19 protein-coding genes are annotated in these 19941 nt (G+C 40.8%); 6 read left to right on the top strand and 13 right to left on the bottom strand.

The window, feature by feature from the left end; genetic code table 11:
- Window positions 1-971: factor H binding protein domain-containing protein (locus BKK52_RS00675; RefSeq protein WP_279626508.1), on the top strand; the 971-nt coding region annotated here is incomplete at its 5' end.
- 172 nt (window positions 972-1143) lie between these two features.
- Window positions 1144-2568, top strand: a complete 1425-nt coding sequence (locus BKK52_RS00670) for a surface lipoprotein assembly modifier (RefSeq protein WP_077477483.1) — start codon at window positions 1144-1146, stop codon at window positions 2566-2568.
- 43 nt (window positions 2569-2611) lie between these two features.
- On the opposite strand, the gene arcC is transcribed toward BKK52_RS00670, so the two are convergent.
- The 5 genes from arcC to epmA all read right to left on the bottom strand — a co-directional run bounded on the left by arcC (window position 2612) and on the right by epmA (window position 8641).
- A complete protein-coding gene (gene arcC / locus BKK52_RS00665) occupies window positions 2612-3556 on the bottom strand; it encodes a carbamate kinase (protein ID WP_077477482.1) in 945 nt (314 codons plus the stop codon).
- 64 nt (window positions 3557-3620) lie between these two features.
- Window positions 3621-4625, bottom strand: a complete 1005-nt coding sequence (locus tag BKK52_RS00660; RefSeq protein WP_077477481.1) for an ornithine carbamoyltransferase — start codon at window positions 4623-4625, stop codon at window positions 3621-3623.
- A 169-nt stretch (window positions 4626-4794) separates the two neighbouring features.
- Window positions 4795-6162 carry an L-serine ammonia-lyase gene (locus tag BKK52_RS00655; RefSeq protein WP_077416225.1) on the bottom strand — a complete coding sequence of 456 codons (1368 nt, stop codon included), beginning with the start codon at window positions 6160-6162 and terminating at the stop codon, window positions 4795-4797.
- Window positions 6163-6198: 36 nt separating this feature from the next.
- Window positions 6199-7428, bottom strand: coding sequence for an HAAAP family serine/threonine permease (locus tag BKK52_RS00650; protein ID WP_077416227.1), 1230 nt, complete (start codon window positions 7426-7428; stop codon window positions 6199-6201).
- 229 nt (window positions 7429-7657) lie between these two features.
- Window positions 7658-8641, bottom strand: coding sequence for an elongation factor P--(R)-beta-lysine ligase (gene epmA / locus BKK52_RS00645; protein ID WP_077416229.1), 984 nt, complete (start codon window positions 8639-8641; stop codon window positions 7658-7660).
- 269 nt (window positions 8642-8910) lie between these two features.
- Here epmA and frdA point away from each other — a divergent pair, with 269 nt between their 5' ends.
- From frdA to frdD, 4 genes are read left to right on the top strand one after another with little or no spacing between them, the layout of a single operon-like run.
- Window positions 8911-10710: a fumarate reductase (quinol) flavoprotein subunit gene (gene frdA, locus BKK52_RS00640; protein ID WP_077416231.1), complete on the top strand. Its 1800-nt coding sequence runs from the start codon at window positions 8911-8913 to the stop codon at window positions 10708-10710.
- Window positions 10703-11473 (top strand): succinate dehydrogenase/fumarate reductase iron-sulfur subunit, encoded by a 771-nt coding sequence (locus tag BKK52_RS00635; protein ID WP_077416233.1) that lies wholly within the window; start codon window positions 10703-10705, stop codon window positions 11471-11473. The genes frdA and BKK52_RS00635 overlap by 8 nt, the downstream gene beginning before the upstream one ends.
- A 9-nt stretch (window positions 11474-11482) precedes the next feature.
- Window positions 11483-11893: a fumarate reductase subunit FrdC gene (frdC, locus tag BKK52_RS00630; protein ID WP_077473841.1), complete on the top strand. Its 411-nt coding sequence runs from the start codon at window positions 11483-11485 to the stop codon at window positions 11891-11893.
- 12 nt (window positions 11894-11905) lie between these two features.
- Window positions 11906-12250 (top strand): fumarate reductase subunit FrdD, encoded by a 345-nt coding sequence (gene frdD, locus BKK52_RS00625; RefSeq protein WP_077473840.1) that lies wholly within the window; start codon window positions 11906-11908, stop codon window positions 12248-12250.
- A gap of 367 nt (window positions 12251-12617) precedes the next feature.
- Here frdD and ndk read toward each other — a convergent pair whose 3' ends face one another.
- The 8 genes from ndk to wbaP all read right to left on the bottom strand — a co-directional run bounded on the left by ndk (window position 12618) and on the right by wbaP (window position 19859).
- Window positions 12618-13040 carry a nucleoside-diphosphate kinase gene (gene ndk, locus BKK52_RS00620; protein ID WP_077473839.1) on the bottom strand — a complete coding sequence of 141 codons (423 nt, stop codon included), beginning with the start codon at window positions 13038-13040 and terminating at the stop codon, window positions 12618-12620.
- An 8-nt stretch (window positions 13041-13048) separates the two neighbouring features.
- Window positions 13049-14353 (bottom strand): aminopeptidase PepB, encoded by a 1305-nt coding sequence (gene pepB / locus BKK52_RS00615; RefSeq protein ID WP_077473838.1) that lies wholly within the window; start codon window positions 14351-14353, stop codon window positions 13049-13051.
- A 73-nt stretch (window positions 14354-14426) separates the two neighbouring features.
- Complete coding sequence (gene rfbC / locus BKK52_RS00610) at window positions 14427-14969, bottom strand: dTDP-4-dehydrorhamnose 3,5-epimerase (protein ID WP_077421860.1); 543 nt, start codon at window positions 14967-14969, stop codon at window positions 14427-14429.
- Window positions 14966-15541, bottom strand: a complete 576-nt coding sequence (locus BKK52_RS00605; RefSeq protein ID WP_077421859.1) for a nucleotidyltransferase family protein — start codon at window positions 15539-15541, stop codon at window positions 14966-14968. The genes rfbC and BKK52_RS00605 overlap by 4 nt, the downstream gene beginning before the upstream one ends.
- Before the next feature lie 12 nt (window positions 15542-15553).
- Complete coding sequence (rfbD, locus tag BKK52_RS00600) at window positions 15554-16432, bottom strand: dTDP-4-dehydrorhamnose reductase (protein ID WP_077421858.1); 879 nt, start codon at window positions 16430-16432, stop codon at window positions 15554-15556.
- A complete protein-coding gene (rfbA, locus tag BKK52_RS00595) occupies window positions 16433-17305 on the bottom strand; it encodes a glucose-1-phosphate thymidylyltransferase RfbA (protein WP_077477480.1) in 873 nt (290 codons plus the stop codon).
- Between the two features lie 69 nt (window positions 17306-17374).
- Window positions 17375-18436: a dTDP-glucose 4,6-dehydratase gene (gene rffG, locus BKK52_RS00590; RefSeq protein ID WP_077477485.1), complete on the bottom strand. Its 1062-nt coding sequence runs from the start codon at window positions 18434-18436 to the stop codon at window positions 17375-17377.
- A gap of 7 nt (window positions 18437-18443) precedes the next feature.
- Window positions 18444-19859: an undecaprenyl-phosphate galactose phosphotransferase WbaP gene (wbaP, locus tag BKK52_RS00585; protein WP_077477479.1), complete on the bottom strand. Its 1416-nt coding sequence runs from the start codon at window positions 19857-19859 to the stop codon at window positions 18444-18446.
- Window positions 19860-19941: the final 82 nt, after the last annotated feature.

The following is a 19941-nucleotide window of genomic DNA, read 5'->3' as shown; positions in this document are numbered from 1 at the left end:
CGGTGCAACAAGAACTCAGTGATGCTAAAGCAACGCTTGAACAGGCGAAAAAGGACGTGGCAGAAGCGACCAAACGTTTAGAAGCCGAAACCGCTAAAGCCACCAGTGAAGACCAAGCCAAACAAGCGGTGCAAAAAGAACTCAATGATGCCAAAGCAACGCTTGAGCAAGCTCAAACCAATTTAGCAACTGCTTTAGCTAATGCCACTAAGCAAGAACAAAAAATTAATGAATTTAATGAGCTGATAAAAGAAATTGTTGGAAATCAACAAGGTGACGGTTCAACAATTGGCGGATATGCTAATACCCAGATTGATGATTTGCCAAATGGTCTAAATTCTGCTCCTTACGTTGTGATTTACGCTGAAGATGGGCAAGGGACAGTTTCAGGCGGTTATGCCACAATTTACAAGCAAAATTATTCTGTTGTTTATGGTCGGGATATGCGATTTTTCTCTGATTCTTTGAATGCCCCTAATAATTTTCGTATTGAGGAACGCGGATTTTCTGGTGAAAAAACAACGGCACTACCAAGCGAAGGAAATGCCACCTATAAAGGTAAAGCCTTTACATCCAACCCCGCAGCCATCATTCATAGCGGTGATTTAACCTATAACGTGGATTTTGCTAATCGAACAGGTTCAGGTAAATTGTCAGGTTTCAGTGGGATTGGTGACATCAATTTGGATGAAGGGCGTATCGGTAAAACAAATCATGGGGCAGGTCCGAATTATGGGGTTGCCTCAAGTGCCTCAATGGCGGATGGTACAAGAGGGGAATATGATTTAGTCTTCTATGGTCCAGATGCCGAAGAAATTGCGGGCAACGCCTATATGTATAAGCAATTAGATAACACAATGCGTGTCAATGGTGGCACGGCAAGAAAGTATAATCAAAAAGACGAACAGGGTAATTTAATCCGTGGCACGCACATCGGTTTTGGCGGCACACGTGGCGAGATCCAAAAATAATCTTTAACCCTTAACAAAATGCCGTTTAAAACCCATTTAAACGGCATACTTTTATTCCGTTATAAAGTCAAATTATTTCAATATGTTATAAGCGGACACACGCAGTGTGTCCCTACTGTTAAAATTCTACTTTTATGTTTACGAAACAATACCGCTCTGTTGTCTATTCATTATGAAAAAAATTGCTTATTTTTTACCGCTTGTTTCCTTTTTGGCTCAGGCTGCACCAAGCCCTACGCACCGCCCTGTTTTCTTTGAAGAAACGGGCGTGCCGAAAATGGTTGAACCCGAGCTAAAAACACCCGAAAAATCTACCGCACTTTCCACGCCTCAAATCTCATTAAATGAAAGCGATTCAATGCAAACCAAACTTGAAAAATTGATTAACTATGGCGTAGTGAATCAACAATGGGGCTTGCTGAAAAAATTATTACCGCTCTATCACGCACAATTCGATCACGATGCCACGCTTTACCGCTATGCGAGAGGGGCGATGTTGCGTGCCGAACGCCAATATGTTGAAGCAATTTCCCTTTATCAGCAGATTGTGAATGAAAAACCTGAGCTGGCATACCCACGTTTTGATTTGGGCGTAATGCTGTTTGAAAATAAGCAATATCGCCAAGCGAAAGCCGAACTTGAGCGGGCAATACCTGATTTATCGCCACAAATGCAAGGTTTAGCCCAACGTTATTTACAAGAAATGAAAAAACGCCAAGGTTGGCAAGTAGATGCTGAGTTGCAATATACCCAAACGGACAATGTGAATAATGCCTCCGATCAGCGAGAAATTATCCTTGGCGGACTTCGTTTTCAAAAAGACGAAGAATCGCTCCCCCAAAAAGCACACGGTTTTCGTTATGGTTTTGGGCTAAATCGTGAAGTAAATGTGGCAGGCAATCATTTTGTGTCTTTCAATAGCTATTTTAACGGTGTGCATTATTGGGATAATCAAGATTACAGCGAAAAGTCCTTGTATGGAGCGCTAGGTTATCGCTATCGTTCTGCTTTGCAATCTTTCGGATTAATGCCTTTTTTTGAGCAAAATTGGTTAGGCTCACCACGCTATAGTAAAAACTATGGCGTAACTGCAAATTTTCATCGAGAATTGACCGCACTTTGGTCGATTTCCGGCTCACTTTCCCATGCCCAAAAACGCTATGCTGAAAGCAATGTGGCTCGCAGACACAATGGCTATATCAATGGGGCAAGCCTTTCATTTAGTTATCAAGCCAAGCCGAATTGGTTGATCTTTGGTGGATTGGAAGGAAGTCTGGATCGCAGCAAAGATAAGGCGGAAAGCTCCAGCAGAGTTGGGGGTAATATTGGCTCTGTGTGGGAAATCAAAGATTTTGTCACTCGTGTCAGTCTGCGTTATGTAAAGCGGAATTTCCAAGCGGAAAACTTCTATTTACCAAAGAAAAAACGGCAAGATAAGGAATATAGCTTTAACGCTACTGTTTGGCATAACAAGTTGCAATGGAGAGGCTTTATTCCCAAATTGAATTATCGTTACCGTAAAATTGACAGCAATATTCCCGAATTTTATTCACGCAAAAGCGGAGAGTTTTTTGTTTCCATTGAGAAAAACTTCTAAAAAGTGCGGTCAAAAACGGGGATGTTTTATCCCCGTTTTCTGTTTAATAAAACGCCACCCCTTCAATAGATTTTGTGACACGGGTGCCCGCTTCGCCTTTGACAATGCGTTCAATATCATTGAGAGAACCAATAACCGCATCTTTACCGGTGGCGTTGACGAAATTACAAACGGCTTTCACTTTTGGTCCCATTGAGCCCGGAGCAAATTCTGAAGCCAATTCGGCTAAAGCCTGTGGATTAGCTTTGGCAATTTGTTTTTGTTCCGGTTTATTGAAATTCACGCAAGCGGCAGGCACATCAGTGGCGATGATAAATAAATCCGCTTCTAATTCTTGGGAGATAACAGCTGTGCATAAATCTTTATCCACCACGGCTTCCACGCCTTGTAATTCTCCTTGGGCGTTGTAATAGCTTGGAATACCGCCACCGCCGCCACAAATCACAATATTACGATTGGCTAATAAGGCCTTCACGGAATCAATACCTGTCACAGATTTAGGTAACGGGCTTGGCACGGCACGGCGATAATATTGTCCATCAGCCATCACTGTCCAGTTTTTTTCAGCCGCTAATTTTTCCGCCTCTTCTTTGGTATAAACTTGTCCGATAGGTTTGCTTGGTTTTTCAAATGCCGGATCATTAGGATCAACAACCACTTGGTTTAACAGCGTAATGGTTGGGGTTTGTGGCAATAAATTGGTTAATTCCTGTTGCAACATATAGCCGATCATTCCCACGGTTTGTGACACTAATACATCTAATGGATAGGGTTCAATTTTAGGATCTTGTGCGTAATAGGCCGCGTGTTGTAATGCCAGCAATCCAACCTGTGGCCCATTGCCATGGGAAATCACGAGCTCATTTTCTTGTTTAATTTTTGTCAATTGTTCTGCCGCAATGCGAATATTGGCAGACTGATTTTGAGCCGTCATCGGCTCCCCTCTTTTTAATAGGGCGTTTCCCCCTAGTGCCACGACAATTCTCATTTTCTTTCCTTTCAATTCATTGATAAAAAAATAGCACCGTTCATATTGACGATGCCATAAAGCATTATGCCAGACTGGCTACCATTACGGCTTTAATGGTGTGCATTCTGTTTTCCGCTTGTTCAAAAGCCACATTAGCCGGCGATTCAAAGACTTCCTCCGTCACTTCAATGCCATTTGCCAATTGTGGATATTTTGCTGCGATTTCTTGCCCCACTTTAGTTTCACTGTTATGGAATGCCGGTAAGCAGTGCATAAATTTCACTTTTGGGTTACCCGTGCGTTTCATTAACTCCGCGGTTACTTGATAAGGCATCAGCATTTCGATACGTTCTCCCCAGGTTTCAAGGGGTTCACCCATGGAAACCCATACATCCGTATGCACAAAATCCACCCCTTTGACCGCCAAATCAATCTCTTCAGTGACAGTAATTCTCGCACCGGATTGTGTGGCAAATTCTTGGCACATTTTCACCAGCCCCTCTTCCGGTAATAAGGCTTTCGGCGCACAAATTCGCACATCCATTCCCAATTTCGCCCCAATTAATAATAACGAATTCCCCATATTATTACGGGCATCGCCAATATACACATAGCTGATTTGGCTGAGTGGTTTTTCGCAATTTTCTATCATCGTGAGAACATCAGCGAGCATTTGGGTCGGGTGAAACTCATCGGTTAAACCGTTAAATACCGGTACACCGGCATATTGCGCCAGCTCATTGACGACCGATTGTTTAAAGCCACGATATTCAATAGCGTCATACATTCTCCCTAATACACGGGCGGTATCTTTCATCGATTCTTTATGACCGATTTGCGATGAAACAGGATCGATATAAGTAACGTGTGCACCTTGATCATAAGCAGCGACTTCAAAAGCACATCGGGTGCGGGTTGACGTTTTCTCAAAAATAAGAGCGATATTTTTTCCGGTTAAGCGAGGCTGTTCTGTGCCATCATATTTTGCTCTTTTTAAATCTCTCGCTAAATCTAATAAAAACCGAATTTCACGCTCAGTATGGTTCACCAAACTCAATAAATGTCTATTTTTAAGATTAAACGCCATTATTTGCTCCTCATTATTGTTGACATAAAAAATCGGACCATTCTAGCAAAGCAATCGTTTGCGTTCAATAAAAAGATAATATTTAAAGAGGATAAGGAAGGAAATGAAAGGGGGAAAATGTGGTAAGAAAATAGGGAGATTTTCACCCCCTATTTTTATTTATTAAGTATTAAGTACAAACAATTTTCACCGCTAGACCGCCTTGTGAGGTTTCACGGTATTTGGCGTTCATATCTTTTCCGGTTTCGTACATGGTTTCAATCACTTTATCAAGGGAAACCCGAGGGTTTGTGGTACGGCGTAATGCCATACGGGCGGCATTAATGGCTTTCACCGAGGCTATGGCGTTACGTTCAATACAAGGCACTTGCACCTGCCCTCCCACGGGATCACAAGTTAAGCCAAGGTTATGCTCCATGGCAATTTCTGCTGCAATACACACTTGCATTGGATTTCCTCCGAGAATTTCCGTTAATCCGGCTGCCGCCATTGAACACGCTACCCCCACTTCCCCTTGGCAACCGACTTCTGCACCGGAAATAGAGGCATTCATTTTATAAAGCGAGCCGATCATTCCGGCAGCCAAGAGATAACGTTCAACGGTTTCCGATGTTAAAGGTGAAATAAATTTATCATAGTAAGCCAGTACAGCAGGGATAATGCCACATGCACCGTTTGTCGGTGCCGTCACCACCCGACCACCTGCCGCATTTTCCTCGTTTACCGCCAAGGCAAACATATTGACCCAGTCAATCACACGCATTGGGTCATTGGATAAATTGGTGTTCGCCTCTAACATACGGTATAAGGAGGCTGCACGGCGAGGCACTCGCAACGGTCCCGGCAAAATGCCTTCTGTATGCAATCCGTGATCAATACAAGCCCGCATAGTTTTCCACACATTGTCTAAATGCGCACTCACCGCATCTTTTCCATGCAATGCGATTTCATTTTCAAGCATTACCGTTGAGAACATTAAGCCGTTTTCACTGCAATGTTTTAAAATATCCTCTGCATTTTTGTAGGGATAAGGCACGCTAACCGCACTTTTTTCATCTTCTCCAAAATGGGCTTCATCCACAATAAAACCACCACCGATCGAATAATAAGTTTGGCGGTAAAGTTCTTGTTGCGCTGAATCAAGAGCGGCAATTGTCATTCCATTTTCGTGCAATGTTAAAAAAGTGCGGTGAAAAACAAGATTGTTTTCAAAATCAAATTTCACTGTCTTTTTGCCTTGAGCGATAGACAATTGGGCAGTTTTTTTCACGTTTTCGATAAAATGTGGAATGAGATCAATATCCACATCATGCGGTAAATAACCGGCAAGTCCCATAATGATGGCTATGTCGGTGCTATGCCCACGTCCTGTCATAGAAAGGGAGCCGTATACATCCACACGAATTTCTGCTGTTTGTTCAAACTGCCCTCGTTCAATTAAATCATCAATAAATTGTTTACCGGCTTTCATCGGTCCAACCGTGTGGGAACTGGAAGGTCCAATTCCCACTTTAAACATATCAAATACGCTAATCATAAATTTCCTACTAAATAAGCGAAATAAAACGGCAGATTATAACAATCCATAAACTACTGCAGAGATAGCAATTAATCCCATTATTGTGACAAAGACATTACTAAAACGGCCTTGATAACGTTTCATTGCCGGTACTTTGCGAATGGCATACATTGGCATAATAAATAAGATCATCGCAATGATTGGACCGCCAAGGGATTCAATTAAACCGAGGATGCTTGGGTTGATAATCGCCACTCCCCATAAGGTGAGTAAAAAGAAAAGTGCGGTTGCATAATTTAATTTTTTGCGATTCACCGCTTCCCCTTTCATTTTTAAATATAAGCCTTCTAAACCTTCACGCGCCCCTAAATAATGCCCAAAGAAAGAGCTGGTGATCGCAAGGAAGGCAACTAGTGGACCAAAGTAAGAAATATAAGGGTTATCAAATTTATTCGCCAAGAAAGACAAAATACTGATGTTTTGTTCTTTTGCCGCTAGTAATTCTTCCGGTGTTAAGGTTAGTACACAGCTAAACACGAAGAACATCACAAAAACAAGCAAAATGGTTGATGTGCCTTTTTCTGTGTGTTCAATATGACGTTCTGCACGGTCAAACGCTTTATATTCACGATATTGTGAACAAGCAAAGGAAGAAATCGCCGGAGAGTGGTTGAAAGAGAACACTAAAACCGGAATCGTCACCCATAATGTGGTGATAAAACCACCTACTGTTGGCATTTCATGCAACATTGCTCCGTTCCATTCAGGAATGAGATAAATGGATAGTGCGAATAAAATAAGCACAAGAGGATAAACCAACAATTCTGTAATTTTCAGCATCACTTTTTCATTAAAAAGCATCACTGAAATTAAGAGCGCAATTAAGACAAAAGAAAGCAATGCACGATTAGGCGATGCCATCCCCAATTGATTGACAATAAAAGAATCGACGGTGTTGGTGATGCCGTTACCGTAAATTAATAAAATAGGGAAAATAGCGAAAAAATAAAGTAGCGTAATTAATTTACCGGCTGTTTTACCAAAATGCTCTTCCACCACTTCAGTAATATCACTTCCCGGATTTTTAGAAGAAAGGACAAAATAGGCTAGCCCTCGGTGGGCAAAATAGGTCATTGGTCCGACTAAAATTGCCATAACCACCAGTGGCCAAAAGCCGCCCATTCCTGCGTTAATCGGTAGAAAAAGGACCCCCGCCCCAACTGCCGTGCCGAATAAATTTAACATCCACGCCGCATCAAATTTGTTCCATTTTGTTTTTTTCATAATGAATACCTTAAAAAAAGATAAAATACAGATTAAATCTCAATCTTTCAGGAAAACTCCTGATAAATTTGGCGCGCATAATATGCCTTAATACAATGAAATTCAAAGAAATGTTTTTAGAAATGTGATCGAGATAACGATTTTTTAAACACTAAATTAGGTAATTTTTATCTAGATCAAAGTGCGGTTAAAAAAACATCTTATTTTTTAACCGCACTTATGAGAAAAATTAGGCATTTTCAATGGAAAAAGCGATCACTTCTTTAATATGAGCTGCCTTTAAGGCTAGCATAATGAGGCGATCAACGCCCAAGGCAACCCCCGATGTATTGGGTATACCTGCTTGCAAGGCGCTGAGAAAACGTTCATCAATTGCCCGTGTTGGCAAACCGAGTTTTTCACGCTGACGATTATCTTGCTCAAAACGACGGCGTTGTTCGCTGACATCCGTTAATTCATGGAAACCATTCGCCAACTCTAAACCTTTGTAGTAAAACTCAAAGCGTTCAGCCACTCGTTGATCTTCCATACTTAATTGCGCCAACGCCGCCTGTGAGGAAGGAAAATGATAAATCGCCACCGGTGCATCTTGCCCAATTTGAGGCTCGACCACCTCACTAAATAAAAACTGTAATAAGGTATCACGCTCCTCGTCCTCTTCTGCCATAAAGTGGTGTTGATGGGCAACCTCGACTAATTCTTTACGACTGGCAGAAAGGGGATCAAGCCCCACATATTCTTGAAAAGCAAACTGATAACTCATACTCTCTGCCGGTTTACAATCAAGAATTTGTTGAAGTAAGTCATCCACTTCATTAATCAAGCGATACATATCAAAATGCGGTCGATACCATTCCAACATGGTAAATTCCGGATTATGACGATTGCCGGCTTCTTCATTACGAAAAACTTTGCTGATTTGAAAAATCGGTCCACTGCCTGCCGCCAATAAACGCTTCATATGATATTCAGGGCTGGTGGAAAGCCAAAGTGTTTTTGATAATTCATTAAAAGGAGCGATAAATTCGGTGTTAAAGGTCGAAAGATGAAGATCGGTCACGCCAAATTCACTAAGCACGGGGGTTTCCACTTCAAGTAAACCCCGATCAGTAAAAAAGCGGCGAATATCCGCCATAATTTTGGCTCTAGCCAGTAAATTATCAATGGAAGCAGAAGGTTGCCATAAGGTTGGTTCAAGGGAAAGTGCGGTCATTTTTTTCTCTGTTTTTATCATCAATTCTGTGATTTTAAACGAGTCAATTCACCAACTCAACTTTACTATTTTTCTGTAATGTCTCTCAAATAAAAAACCTTCTCATTTGATTTACTTAGACAAATTAACTTTTTTGAGGTAGATCACAAAATGAGTAATTTATCCGAAATTCCACTGAAAAAAAGGTTATTAATTTGTAAAAAAGTGGCACAATGGCTCACCCCTTTAGGGTGTTTTATTTTTTTACTTTCTATAGATTGGAGGATATCGTGCAAACAGTTAATGTCGATATTGCGATTGTTGGTGCAGGTGGTGGCGGTTTACGGGCAGCAATTGCAGCAGCAGAAGCAAATCCTAACTTAAAAATTGCATTAGTTTCAAAAGTGTATCCAATGCGTAGCCATACTGTGGCGGCAGAGGGCGGTGCAGCAGCCGTTATAAAAGAAGAAGATTCTTATGATAAGCACTTCCAGGATACCGTAGCCGGTGGTGACTGGCTATGCGAACAAGATGTGGTGGAATACTTCGTTGAGCATTCTCCGGTAGAAATGACCCAGTTAGAACGTTGGGGTTGTCCATGGAGCCGTAAAGCCGATGGCGATGTGAATGTCCGTCGCTTTGGTGGAATGAAAATCGAGCGTACTTGGTTCGCTGCGGATAAAACCGGTTTCCACTTGTTACATACCCTTTTCCAAACTTCAACACAGTTCCCTCAAATTCAACGCTTTGATGAACATTTTGTCTTAGATATTTTAGTGGATGACGGTCATGCTCGTGGTATGGTTGCGATGAATATGATGGAAGGGACATTGGTTCAAATTAATGCGAATGCCGTTGTGATCGCCACCGGCGGTGGTTGCCGTGCCTTTAAATTCAACACCAATGGTGGCATTGTGACCGGTGATGGTTTATCAATGGCTTATCGTCACGGTGTGCCACTGCGTGATATGGAGTTTGTACAATATCATCCGACCGGCTTACCGAATACCGGTATTTTGATGACGGAAGGATGCCGTGGTGAAGGCGGTATTTTAGTCAATAAAGACGGCTATCGTTACCTTCAAGATTATGGTCTTGGACCGGAAACCCCAATCGGCAAACCGGAAAATAAATACATGGAATTGGGGCCTCGTGATAAAGTTTCCCAAGCTTTCTGGCAAGAATGGAAAAAAGGCAATACGTTAAAAACTGCCAAAGGGGTGGATGTGGTTCATCTTGACTTACGTCACCTTGGTGAGAAATATTTGCTTGAACGTCTTCCATTTATTTGCGAATTATCCAATGCGTACGAAGGGGTTAACCCGGTGAATGAACCGATTCCGGTTCGTCCTGTTGTTCACTATACCATGGGCGGTATCGAGGTGGATTTCAACAGTGAAACCCGTATTAAAGGCTTATTTGCTGTGGGGGAATGTGCCTCTTCAGGCTTACATGGCGCAAACCGTTTAGGTTCTAACTCTCTTGCCGAGCTTTTGGTTCTTGGTCGTGTGGCCGGTGAATATGCCGCACAACGTGCCGTTGAAGCCCAACCGGCGAATCAAAGTGCGGTCGATGCTCAAGCAAAAGATGTGGTTGCCCGTTTAGATGCCCTTTGCAAACAAGAAGGTAACGAATCTTGGTCCGAAATCCGTGATGAAATGGGTACCGTGATGGAAGAAGGTTGTGGTATCTACCGTGACCAAGCAAGCATGCAAAAAGCCGTGGATAAAATCGCTGAATTAAAAGAACGTTATAAACGTATTCGTGTTGCAGACAATTCCAGTGTGTTCAACACCGATGTCCTTTACACCGTTGAATTGGGTTATATCCTTGATGTGGCACAATCTATTGCGAATTCTGCGATTGAACGTAAAGAATCTCGTGGGGCGCATCAACGCTTGGATTACACCGAACGCGATGATGTGAATTATTTAAAACACACCCTTGCTTTCTACAATGAGAATGGCGCACCGCGCATTGAATACAGCCCGGTAAAAATTACCAAATCTCAACCTGCAAAACGTGTTTACGGTGCGGAAGCAGAAGCTCAAGAAGCGGCTGCGAAAGCTAAGGAGCAAGCAAATGTCTAATTCACCAGTAATGAATGTGGAAATCTTACGCTACAATCCAGAAAGCGATAAAGAACCGCACTTAAGCACTTATCAAGTGCCTTATGACAACCAAACGTCCTTACTTGATGCGTTAGGTTATATTAAAGATAAACTTGAACCTTCCCTTTCTTATCGTTGGTCTTGCCGTATGGCGATCTGCGGTTCTTGCGGAATGATGGTTAACAATAAACCAAAACTGGCTTGTAAAACCTTCTTGCGTGATTACAGTGGTCATATGCGTATTGAGCCATTAGCCAACTTCCCAATTGAACGGGATTTGGTGGTGGATTTAAGCCACTTTATTGAAAGTTTGGAAGCGATCAAACCTTATATTATCGGCAATGAAGCACCACCATTAGATGGCAAACCTCATCCTTCGGCAGAGTTGGCGAAAAGCCGTACAAAACAAACTCCGGCACAGCTTGAAAAATACCGTACTTTCTCTATGTGTATCAACTGTGGGTTATGTTATGCTGCTTGCCCGCAATTTGGTTTAAACCCAGAGTTCTTAGGACCTGCCGCCATTACCATGGCACATCGTTATAATCTTGATAACCGTGACCACGGAAAAGCACAACGTATGCCATTGTTAAACGGTAAAAATGGGGTGTGGAGCTGTACTTTCGTGGGTTATTGCTCTGAAGTCTGTCCAAAACATGTGGATCCGGCTTCTGCAATTAACCAAGGTAAAGTGGAAAGTGCCAAAGATTATGTTATCTCGATGCTAAAACCAAAAGGCTAAGGGGGAAAAATGTCAGTAACTGTAAGTAAACGCAAAAAATATGTTCGCCCAATGACGGCTACTTGGTGGCAAAAATTAGACTTCTACAAAGCCTATATGCTGCGTGAAGCCACTTCAATCTTTGCCGTGTGGTTCTGTATTGTTCTGCTTTATGGCGTACTCTGCCTCGCCAGTAATCCTATTCCAGGACACGGCGTTTGGAGTTTTATTCAATTTTTAAGAAACCCAATTGTGGTGATCTTAAATATTCTGACACTGGTCGCTACGCTTTACCATACCGTCACCTATTTCTTAATGACACCAAAAGTGATGAACATCATTGTTAAAAATGAGCGTTTACCACATCATGTCATCAGAAATGCACTTTGGGCGGTCACTGCGCTTATCAGCGTGGTTGCATTAATTTTAGTTTATCTCTAAGGGAGAGAAAAAATGGTTGATAAAAATCCAAAACGCTCTGGCGAACCACCGGTATGGTTACTTTTCGGTGCTGGGGGGACTGTAAGTGCCATTTTCTTTCCTGTGGTGATTTTAATTTTAGGGTTATTACTCCCCTTTGGTTTAATCGATCCGGCAAACTTAGTCACTTTTGCCTATTCTTGGATCGGTAAACTGGTGATTCTCGTGCTCACTATTTTCCCTATGTGGTGCGGTTTACACCGAATTCACCACGGAATGCACGATCTTAAAATCCATGTGCCGGCAGGTGGCTTTATCTTCTATGGTTTAGCAACCATTTATACTGTTTGGGTATTATTTGCGGTGATTGGTTTATAAGAAAACCAAAAGAGAAATAGCGAGTTTTTACACTCGCTATTTTTTATCTAAAAACTAGATATTGTAAATAAATAGAGTATCCGAAAAGAAAGATTGGTAGAATATTGACGGTTTAAGTGAGAGCTTAGACTAGGTGGGTCTGCTAACAGGCCCACCAGTAGCAGCTAGTGGGCTTGTTGCAGACCTTGTGATTCATCTCATCAAGGAGATAATATGAAACGCTATTTGCGATTGAGTATTATTGTTCTGCTCTGTTTACTACTAGTTAGTAGTACTACTGGTTTATAGCAGATCATTTACCTTAAAGCACCTAGACGGGCATCTAGGTGCTTTTATTATAAGCGCTTCATTCATTTTTTCAACGAAATTAATATTCACAAATTTCCGAATCTGCAAAAAAATAGGCAATTTCACGATTTGCACTTTCTACACTGTCTGAACCATGCACGGAATTTTCAGTTTGACTTAATGCAAAGTCCTTGCGAATTGTGCCTTCCTCTGCGTTTTCCGGGTTTGTTGCACCAATCAATGTGCGGTAGTCTTTCACCGCATTTTCTTTCTCCAATACCGAAACCACCACTGGTGCCGATGTCATATAATCCACTAATGATTCAAAAAACACCTTGCCTTGATGTTCGGCATAGAACCCTTCAGCTTGCGCTTTCGTTAAATGTACCATTTTTGTCGCCACGATTTTGAACCCACTTTGCTCAAAGCGCGCTAAAATTGCCCCGATAAGGTTACGTCTCACTGCATCAGGTTTAATAATGGAAAGTGTTCTTTCTGTCATATTCATCCTCACTTTTCTGATTTTGACAACAATAAATTCGCTAATGTTTGTACCCCAATACCTGTTGCGCCAACCGCCCATAAATCACTCGCAGATTTACGATAAGTCGCAGAACAATCAATGTGCAACCAACTTTGTTGATAATTCTTCACAAAATAGGAAAGAAATGCGGTGGCGGTACTCGCCCCAGCCCCCACAGGCACCGTCCCAATATTGGCAATATCCGCAAAGGAAGAACTAATTTGTGAACGATGAAATTCCTCAAAAGGCAAACGCCAAAAGGGTTCATTCTCAGCTTGAGCCGAGTGAAAAAGTGCTGCTGCAAGCTCATCATCCATTGTCAGTACCGAATGGTAATCATTCCCTACCGCCACCTTTGCCGCACCGGTTAATGTGGCACAATCAATTATCAACTCTGGGTGTTGATTATCGGCTTCAATTAACCCATCTGCTAACACCAAACGCCCTTCGGCATCGGTATTTAAAATCTCTGCGGTCACCCCGTTTCTATAGGTAATAATATCGCCTAATTTGAAGGCATTACTACTCACTAAATTTTCAGCACAGCATAAATAGAGCTTCACACGTTGCGTTAATCCGCGCGCAATCGCCAAACCTAAAGCGCCGGTTAATAACGCTGCACCGCCCATATCCGTGCGCATCGTGCTCATCCCATCGCTGGGTTTGATACTATACCCACCACTATCAAAAGTGATGCCTTTCCCCACCAAACAAGCCAACACCGGTGCATTCGGATCTTGTGTCGGATTGAAATCTAACTGCAACATGGCAGGAACATTCGCCGAACCTTTGCCCACTGTCCAAATGCCTTGATAACCTTGAGTTTCCAATGCTTTCCCAGAAATAATCTGAAAACTGACCGCACTTTTTTCCGAATAATGTTCTGCTTGAGCCGTAATAAACGTTGCTGCACGTTCAGCCAATTTCATTGGCGTAAGTGTTTGCGCCGGCTCATTAATTACTTCTCGAACAAAATCGCTACATTCAATACGGGCTAACAATTCATCTTGTAAATCATGGTCTAAATGCGGAAACTCAATGGCATAATCTTGTTTTGCCGTGTAAAACCCTTGATAAAATGCCCAGCAAAAATCTAAATTCCATTCCTCACCGACTAATTCTACTTCTTTGATACCTTGTCCACGTAGCTTGCGTGCGGCTCGTTGCACCAAAGTGCGGTCGTTTTTTTCATGATTTTTTAAGTGAATAACCGCTTCATCACCATTAAAACTTAGTATCGCCCCTTTTCCCCAGCTCGCTGATGCCGGGCTATAAGAAAGCATAATCTCCATTTTTTAACTCCCCTTATAAAAGAAAAAACCAGTTAGCGAACTATACCAGTTTTTATCCTTTTAAACCTAAAATTTATTTAAATTTCACGGCTTCCATTAATTTTTTGCCGGCTAAATCCTTTGCTGACAAACTCGGTTCCCCTTCAAGAGGCCAGTCAATATCCACGCATTCATCATTCCAAATCAGTGAGTGCTCTGCTTTTGGATTATAGTAGTCCGTGCATTTATAGGTAAATTCGGCCTCATCCGTCAGTACATAAAAACCATGGGCAAAGCCTTCAGGCACCCATAATTGACACTTATTTTCCGCAGAGAGAATCTCTCCGACCCACTGTCCAAAAGTGGGTGAATGTTCCCGCATATCCACCGCCACATCAAATACCGCACCGGATACCACTCGAACTAACTTACCCTGGGTATTTTCTGTTTGATAATGCAAACCACGCAATACCCCTTTAATCGATTTTGAATGATTTTCTTGCACAAAGGTGCGATCTGCCACATTTTCTCTAAACCATTCATCACGGAAGGTTTCCATAAAAAAACCACGATCGTCACCGAATACCTGCGGTTCTAATAATTTCACATCAGGGATTTTGGTATCAATGACTTTCATTGTGAATCCTTATTTTTTACAAAATTTCTCTTATATTTTCGATGGCTTTGAATGTTTTTTTCTGCATCTTTTTTATCCCAGATTTGTAACTCCCAAGGATAATAAAAATTACTGGCATTTTTAAAATAGAGATGAATTCCTACATATTCATCTTGATCTCGTAAATACCAATTTTTTAAACCATATTTCTCTTTCCAATGATCTAATTGCGCGATTACTTGGGCAATATCATCAGAAGAAACAATAATCCGTGCGCCAAAAATATCATTTAAAATACTATTAACAGGATAACCTTCACTACGCTGTTTAAATCGCTCAATTTTATCTAAAATAGACTCCGATGTTTTTACCCGATAAAAATAAGGCACATCATATAAATCTGCACGATATAAATAATCATTGATCGATTCATGTAAGTTAAGACGATAAGATAAAATATGCTCGGCGGGTACTTTTGACAATGTATGTTTTAAATTCACTTTTTCGATTTTATCTGTTTCAAAATAATCCTTTGAAAAAGCGAGATGGACTTTGTTAATTTCGTCAATAAGACGTTCTATTTTTTCAAGCATATTTTTACTCTTTTACTCTGTGTAAGCTTTAATATTTTTTAACGCTTTTTTCCAATCACTTGGTGTTATACCGAAAGTCTGCTGAATTTTAGTCAAATCTAAACAAGAATTCGCTGGACGCTTGGCTGGTGTCGGGTAATCTGCCGTACTGATTGCATTAACCCAAGGTTTTTTTTCTAACTGTTTTTGTGAAACTGCCTCGTCAAAAATTGCTTTGGCGAAATCATACCAGCTCACATAAGGCGCACCTGAGAAATGATAAATACCATATTGGATATCTTCACCTGAGATAATTCTTTCTGCGATCTGAATAAGAGCCGTGGCAATATCACCCGCATAGGTTGGGCCACCGATTTGATCGGCGACTACCCCTAACGTATCCCGTGTTTTGGCTAAACGTAGCATCGTTTTCACAAAATTATTGCCGTGTTCCCCAAATACCCAAGCGGTCCGCAGGACAATAAATTTATCGTTCGCTTTTACAACCGCTTGCTCCCCTGCTAATTTCGTTTTGCCATACACGCCTTGTGGATCAGTCGCATCGGTTTCTTTATATTTACCTTTTTGCTGACCGTCAAACACATAGTCCGTTGAAATATGCAAAATCGCCGCACCAACATTTTTGGCAGCCTCCGCTAAATATTGCGGGCCTTTCACATTAATGGCTTCAGAAAGTTCAACCTCGGTCTCAGCTTTATCCACAGCGGTATGTGCTGCAGCATTGATAATGATATCCGGGCGAAAATTTTCGATCGTTTTTTTCACCGCACTTTGATCGGTAATATCCAATTCATCACGATCAACGGCTAAAATTTCATGCTTGCCTTGCAGCTGTTGGGTTAAACAATACCCCACTTGCCCCTTTGCACCAGTAATCAAAAATTTTGCCATTTATCTGCCCTCTTTGATTAAGCGAAGCAAATATTGCCCATATTCATTTTTCGCCAGGGAATTAGCGAGTTTTTCGATGTGTTCAGAACTCAACCAACCATTTCGCCATGCAATTTCTTCTAAACAGGCCACTTGCAAGCCTTGCACATTTTCAATAGTGCGAACAAAAGAGGCCGCTTCATGTAAGCTTTCGTGTGTGCCGGTATCTAACCAGGCAAAACCACGTCCAAGTAACTGTACATTCAATGAGCCATCTTTGAGATACATTTCATTTAGTGTGGTAATTTCAAGCTCCCCCCGTGCTGAAAGTTTCACTTGTTTGGCAAACTCAACCACACGATTATCATAGAAATATAACCCTGTTACTGCATAATTTGATTTTGGTTGTGCCGGTTTTTCTTCAATCGAAACTGCTTTGAAATTTTCATCAAATTCAACCACACCGAAACGTTCCGGATCTTTCACTAAATAGCCAAATACCGTTGCACCATGCGGTTGCGCAACGGCTTCTTGCAACATTTGTGAAAAATGCTGCCCATAGAAAATATTGTCACCCAATACTAAGCAACAGCTATCGCCATTAATAAATTCTTCACCAATTAGAAATGCTTGCGCCAAACCATCCGGGCTCGGTTGAATCGCATAGTGCAAGTTCACACCAAAATCAGAACCATCACCTAACAAACGTTTAAAACTTTCGTTATCTTCAGGTGTGGTGATAATCAAAATATCACGAATCCCTGCCAACATTAAGACAGAAAGCGGATAATAAATCATCGGTTTATCATACACAGGCAGAAGCTGCTTTGATACACCACGGGTGATAGGATAAAGGCGGGTGCCAGAACCGCCTGCAAGAATAATACCTTTCATAATAATACTTTCAAAAGAGCGGTCAAATTTACGGTATTTTTATAAATCCAAAATCTGACGGCTTAGAAATTATTGATTGCCTAAGCGTTCACGACTGTAAGAACCATCCAACACTCGGCTCCACCATTTTTTATTATTAAGATACCATTCGACGGTTTTACGAATGCCGGATTCAAAGGTTTCTTGTGGTTTCCAACCTAATTCACGACCAATTTTTGTGGCATCAATGGCATAACGAACATCATGACCCAGGCGATCTTTCACATAGGTAATTAAATCTTCATATTTCGCTACGCCGGCAGGTTTATTGGGCACTAACTCTTCTAATAAAGCACAGATCGTACGAACAACATCAATATTGGCTTTTTCATTGTGCCCGCCAATGTTGTAAGTCTCCCCTACTTTTCCTTCTGTTACCACTTTGTATAACGCACGGGCGTGATCTTCCACAAATAACCAATCACGAATCTGCTGACCATTGCCATAAACTGGGAGTGGTTTTCCCTCTAGGGCATTTAAGATCATCAATGGGATCAATTTTTCAGGGAAATGGAAAGGACCATAGTTGTTAGAGCAATTGGTGACAATAGTTGGCAATCCATAAGTACGCAACCACGCACGAACGAGGTGATCGCTTGAAGCTTTAGAAGCCGAATAAGGGCTAGAAGGAGCATAAGGTTTAGTTTCAGTAAAGAGATCATTCGTCCCCTCTAAATCACCGTAAACTTCATCCGTTGAAATATGGTGGAAACGGAATGCCGATTTTTTCTCATCGCTTAAACCATTCCAATAAGCACGAGCGGCTTCCAACAAAGTATAAGTGCCGACAATATTGGTTTCAATAAAGGCAGCCGGTCCATCAATGGAACGATCGACATGACTTTCGGCCGCCAAGTGCATAACCGCATCAGGCTGATGTTGTTCAAACACTCGAGCGAGTGCTTTCGCATCGCAAATATCCACTTGCTCAAAAGCATAGCGTGGGCTATTTTTCACCGATTCGAGCGATTCCAAATTACCCGCATAAGTCAATTTATCAACATTAACTACGCTATCTTGCGTATTTTCAATAATATGGCGAACAACTGCAGACCCTATAAAGCCGGCACCGCCTGTGATGAAAATTTTCATAAATTTTTTAATAGGCCCCATCTCTTTTTAAAACAACATTGACGGTCTTAAATAAAATAGCAACATCATTCCATAACGACCAATTTTTGACATACCATGCATCAAAATAAACGCGCGTATCATAATCAACGTCATTACGACCACTTACTTGCCAAAGCCCGGTCATGCCAGGTTTAGCCATGAGATAATAATCAACATTCTCTTCGTAGCGTTCTAGTTCCTCTTGAACGATAGGTCTTGGACCAACAAGGCTCATTTCACCTTTTAGCACATTAAAAAGTTGAGGAAGTTCATCTAAACTTGTTTTACGAAGAAAAGCGCCAACTTTTGTAATTCGTGGATCATTTTTTAATTTAAAATCTTTTTCCCATTCCGTTCTTGCTTTAGGATCATTCGCTAGTAATTCTTCTAGCACCTCTTTTGAATTAACTACCATTGATCTAAATTTCAAACATTTAAATGTTTTACCATTTCGACCGATTCTTGGGTGCCCATAAATAGCATTACCGCCATCTTTTTTAATTAAAAAATACAAAATTAATAATAGTGGCAAAAGTGCGGTAATAATTAAAAACGATCCAACGATATCCACTGTTCGTTTTAAAATACGAGAGGATCGTTTAGTAAGATTATTGTTGATACGTAATAATAACATTTCGTGGCTAAATAAAAATAACATATCAGTACCATATAATGGGATACCACGAATATTAGGAATAACTGAAACTGTTCTACATTTATTTTTTGCCAAATATCTCAACCAGAAATCTAAGCGAGCTTCATTATCTAACGCTAAAATAAACTGTGTATTTGTTCTATCTACATCTAATAATTTTAATAAATCCTGATCTTGAACATTAATAATAAAAATATTTTTTATATCATCCTTTTTAACTTGATCAGAGGATATAAAATAACGTAGATTAAACCCTAGATAAGATTCATCGGTTAATGCTTTACATACTTTCTTTGCATTCTCACCTGTTCCAATAATAACAGTATCCTTTTTATACCAGTTTGACTTAATTAGCAATTTTTTTAAAAGAACCCGAACTATAGGCAGTAAAACAAAGATAATAGACCACGTTAAAATCCAAAATGTTCTTGAAACATAAAGCTTAGATAATGCAATAATTGACAATTCAATAATGAAGAATATTAATAAAGTTCTAAAAATCTCTTTTAGCTCAAACCAAAAAGGCTTTCTATAAGTATAATGGCGTAGCCGAATCCAGAACCAAGTAGTACAAACTAAAGCCGTAAATAAATGAATTTTTATATACTCATCCACATCTTCAATAGGAAAATAAATTTGTTCTTCACCAAAGAAAGAGAGTAAGAATAATGCAATAAAAAGCGAACCCAGGAATGATATAAAATCACTATATAAAAGTAAAACTTTACTCAGTATCATTTTATTCATAAAAAACCTTAAATTTTAATAAATAATCTTGCTTTATATAAAATTTGGGGCTGAAGTAGATTATCCCTAAATATCACACCAT

It is taken from the genome of Rodentibacter trehalosifermentans, assembly GCF_002000545.1.
Taxonomy (GTDB): Bacteria; Pseudomonadota; Gammaproteobacteria; order Enterobacterales; family Pasteurellaceae; genus Rodentibacter; species Rodentibacter trehalosifermentans.
The sequence above is the reverse complement of the archived record's forward strand: the minus strand, read 5'-3'. Positions and strand labels throughout refer to the sequence as shown.

Bases quoted from the DNA above. Each gene is read 5' to 3' on its own strand.
- BKK52_RS00670 (WP_077477483.1), top strand. From the start codon at position 1,144: ATGAAAAAAATTGCTTATTTTTTACCGCTTGTTTCCTTTTTGGCTCAG.
- arcC (WP_077477482.1), bottom strand. From the start codon at position 3,556: ATGAGAATTGTCGTGGCACTAGGGGGAAACGCCCTATTAAAAAGAGGG.
- BKK52_RS00660 (WP_077477481.1), bottom strand. From the start codon at position 4,625: ATGGCGTTTAATCTTAAAAATAGACATTTATTGAGTTTGGTGAACCAT.
- BKK52_RS00655 (WP_077416225.1), bottom strand. From the start codon at position 6,162: ATGATTAGCGTATTTGATATGTTTAAAGTGGGAATTGGACCTTCCAGT.
- BKK52_RS00650 (WP_077416227.1), bottom strand. From the start codon at position 7,428: ATGAAAAAAACAAAATGGAACAAATTTGATGCGGCGTGGATGTTAAAT.
- epmA (WP_077416229.1), bottom strand. From the start codon at position 8,641: ATGACCGCACTTTCCCTTGAACCAACCTTATGGCAACCTTCTGCTTCC.
- BKK52_RS00635 (WP_077416233.1), top strand. From the start codon at position 10,703: ATGTCTAATTCACCAGTAATGAATGTGGAAATCTTACGCTACAATCCA.
- frdC (WP_077473841.1), top strand. From the start codon at position 11,483: ATGTCAGTAACTGTAAGTAAACGCAAAAAATATGTTCGCCCAATGACG.
- frdD (WP_077473840.1), top strand. From the start codon at position 11,906: ATGGTTGATAAAAATCCAAAACGCTCTGGCGAACCACCGGTATGGTTA.
- ndk (WP_077473839.1), bottom strand. From the start codon at position 13,040: ATGACAGAAAGAACACTTTCCATTATTAAACCTGATGCAGTGAGACGT.
- pepB (WP_077473838.1), bottom strand. From the start codon at position 14,353: ATGGAGATTATGCTTTCTTATAGCCCGGCATCAGCGAGCTGGGGAAAA.
- rfbC (WP_077421860.1), bottom strand. From the start codon at position 14,969: ATGAAAGTCATTGATACCAAAATCCCTGATGTGAAATTATTAGAACCG.
- BKK52_RS00605 (WP_077421859.1), bottom strand. From the start codon at position 15,541: ATGCTTGAAAAAATAGAACGTCTTATTGACGAAATTAACAAAGTCCAT.
- rfbD (WP_077421858.1), bottom strand. From the start codon at position 16,432: ATGGCAAAATTTTTGATTACTGGTGCAAAGGGGCAAGTGGGGTATTGT.
- rfbA (WP_077477480.1), bottom strand. From the start codon at position 17,305: ATGAAAGGTATTATTCTTGCAGGCGGTTCTGGCACCCGCCTTTATCCT.
- rffG (WP_077477485.1), bottom strand. From the start codon at position 18,436: ATGAAAATTTTCATCACAGGCGGTGCCGGCTTTATAGGGTCTGCAGTT.
- wbaP (WP_077477479.1), bottom strand. From the start codon at position 19,859: ATGAATAAAATGATACTGAGTAAAGTTTTACTTTTATATAGTGATTTT.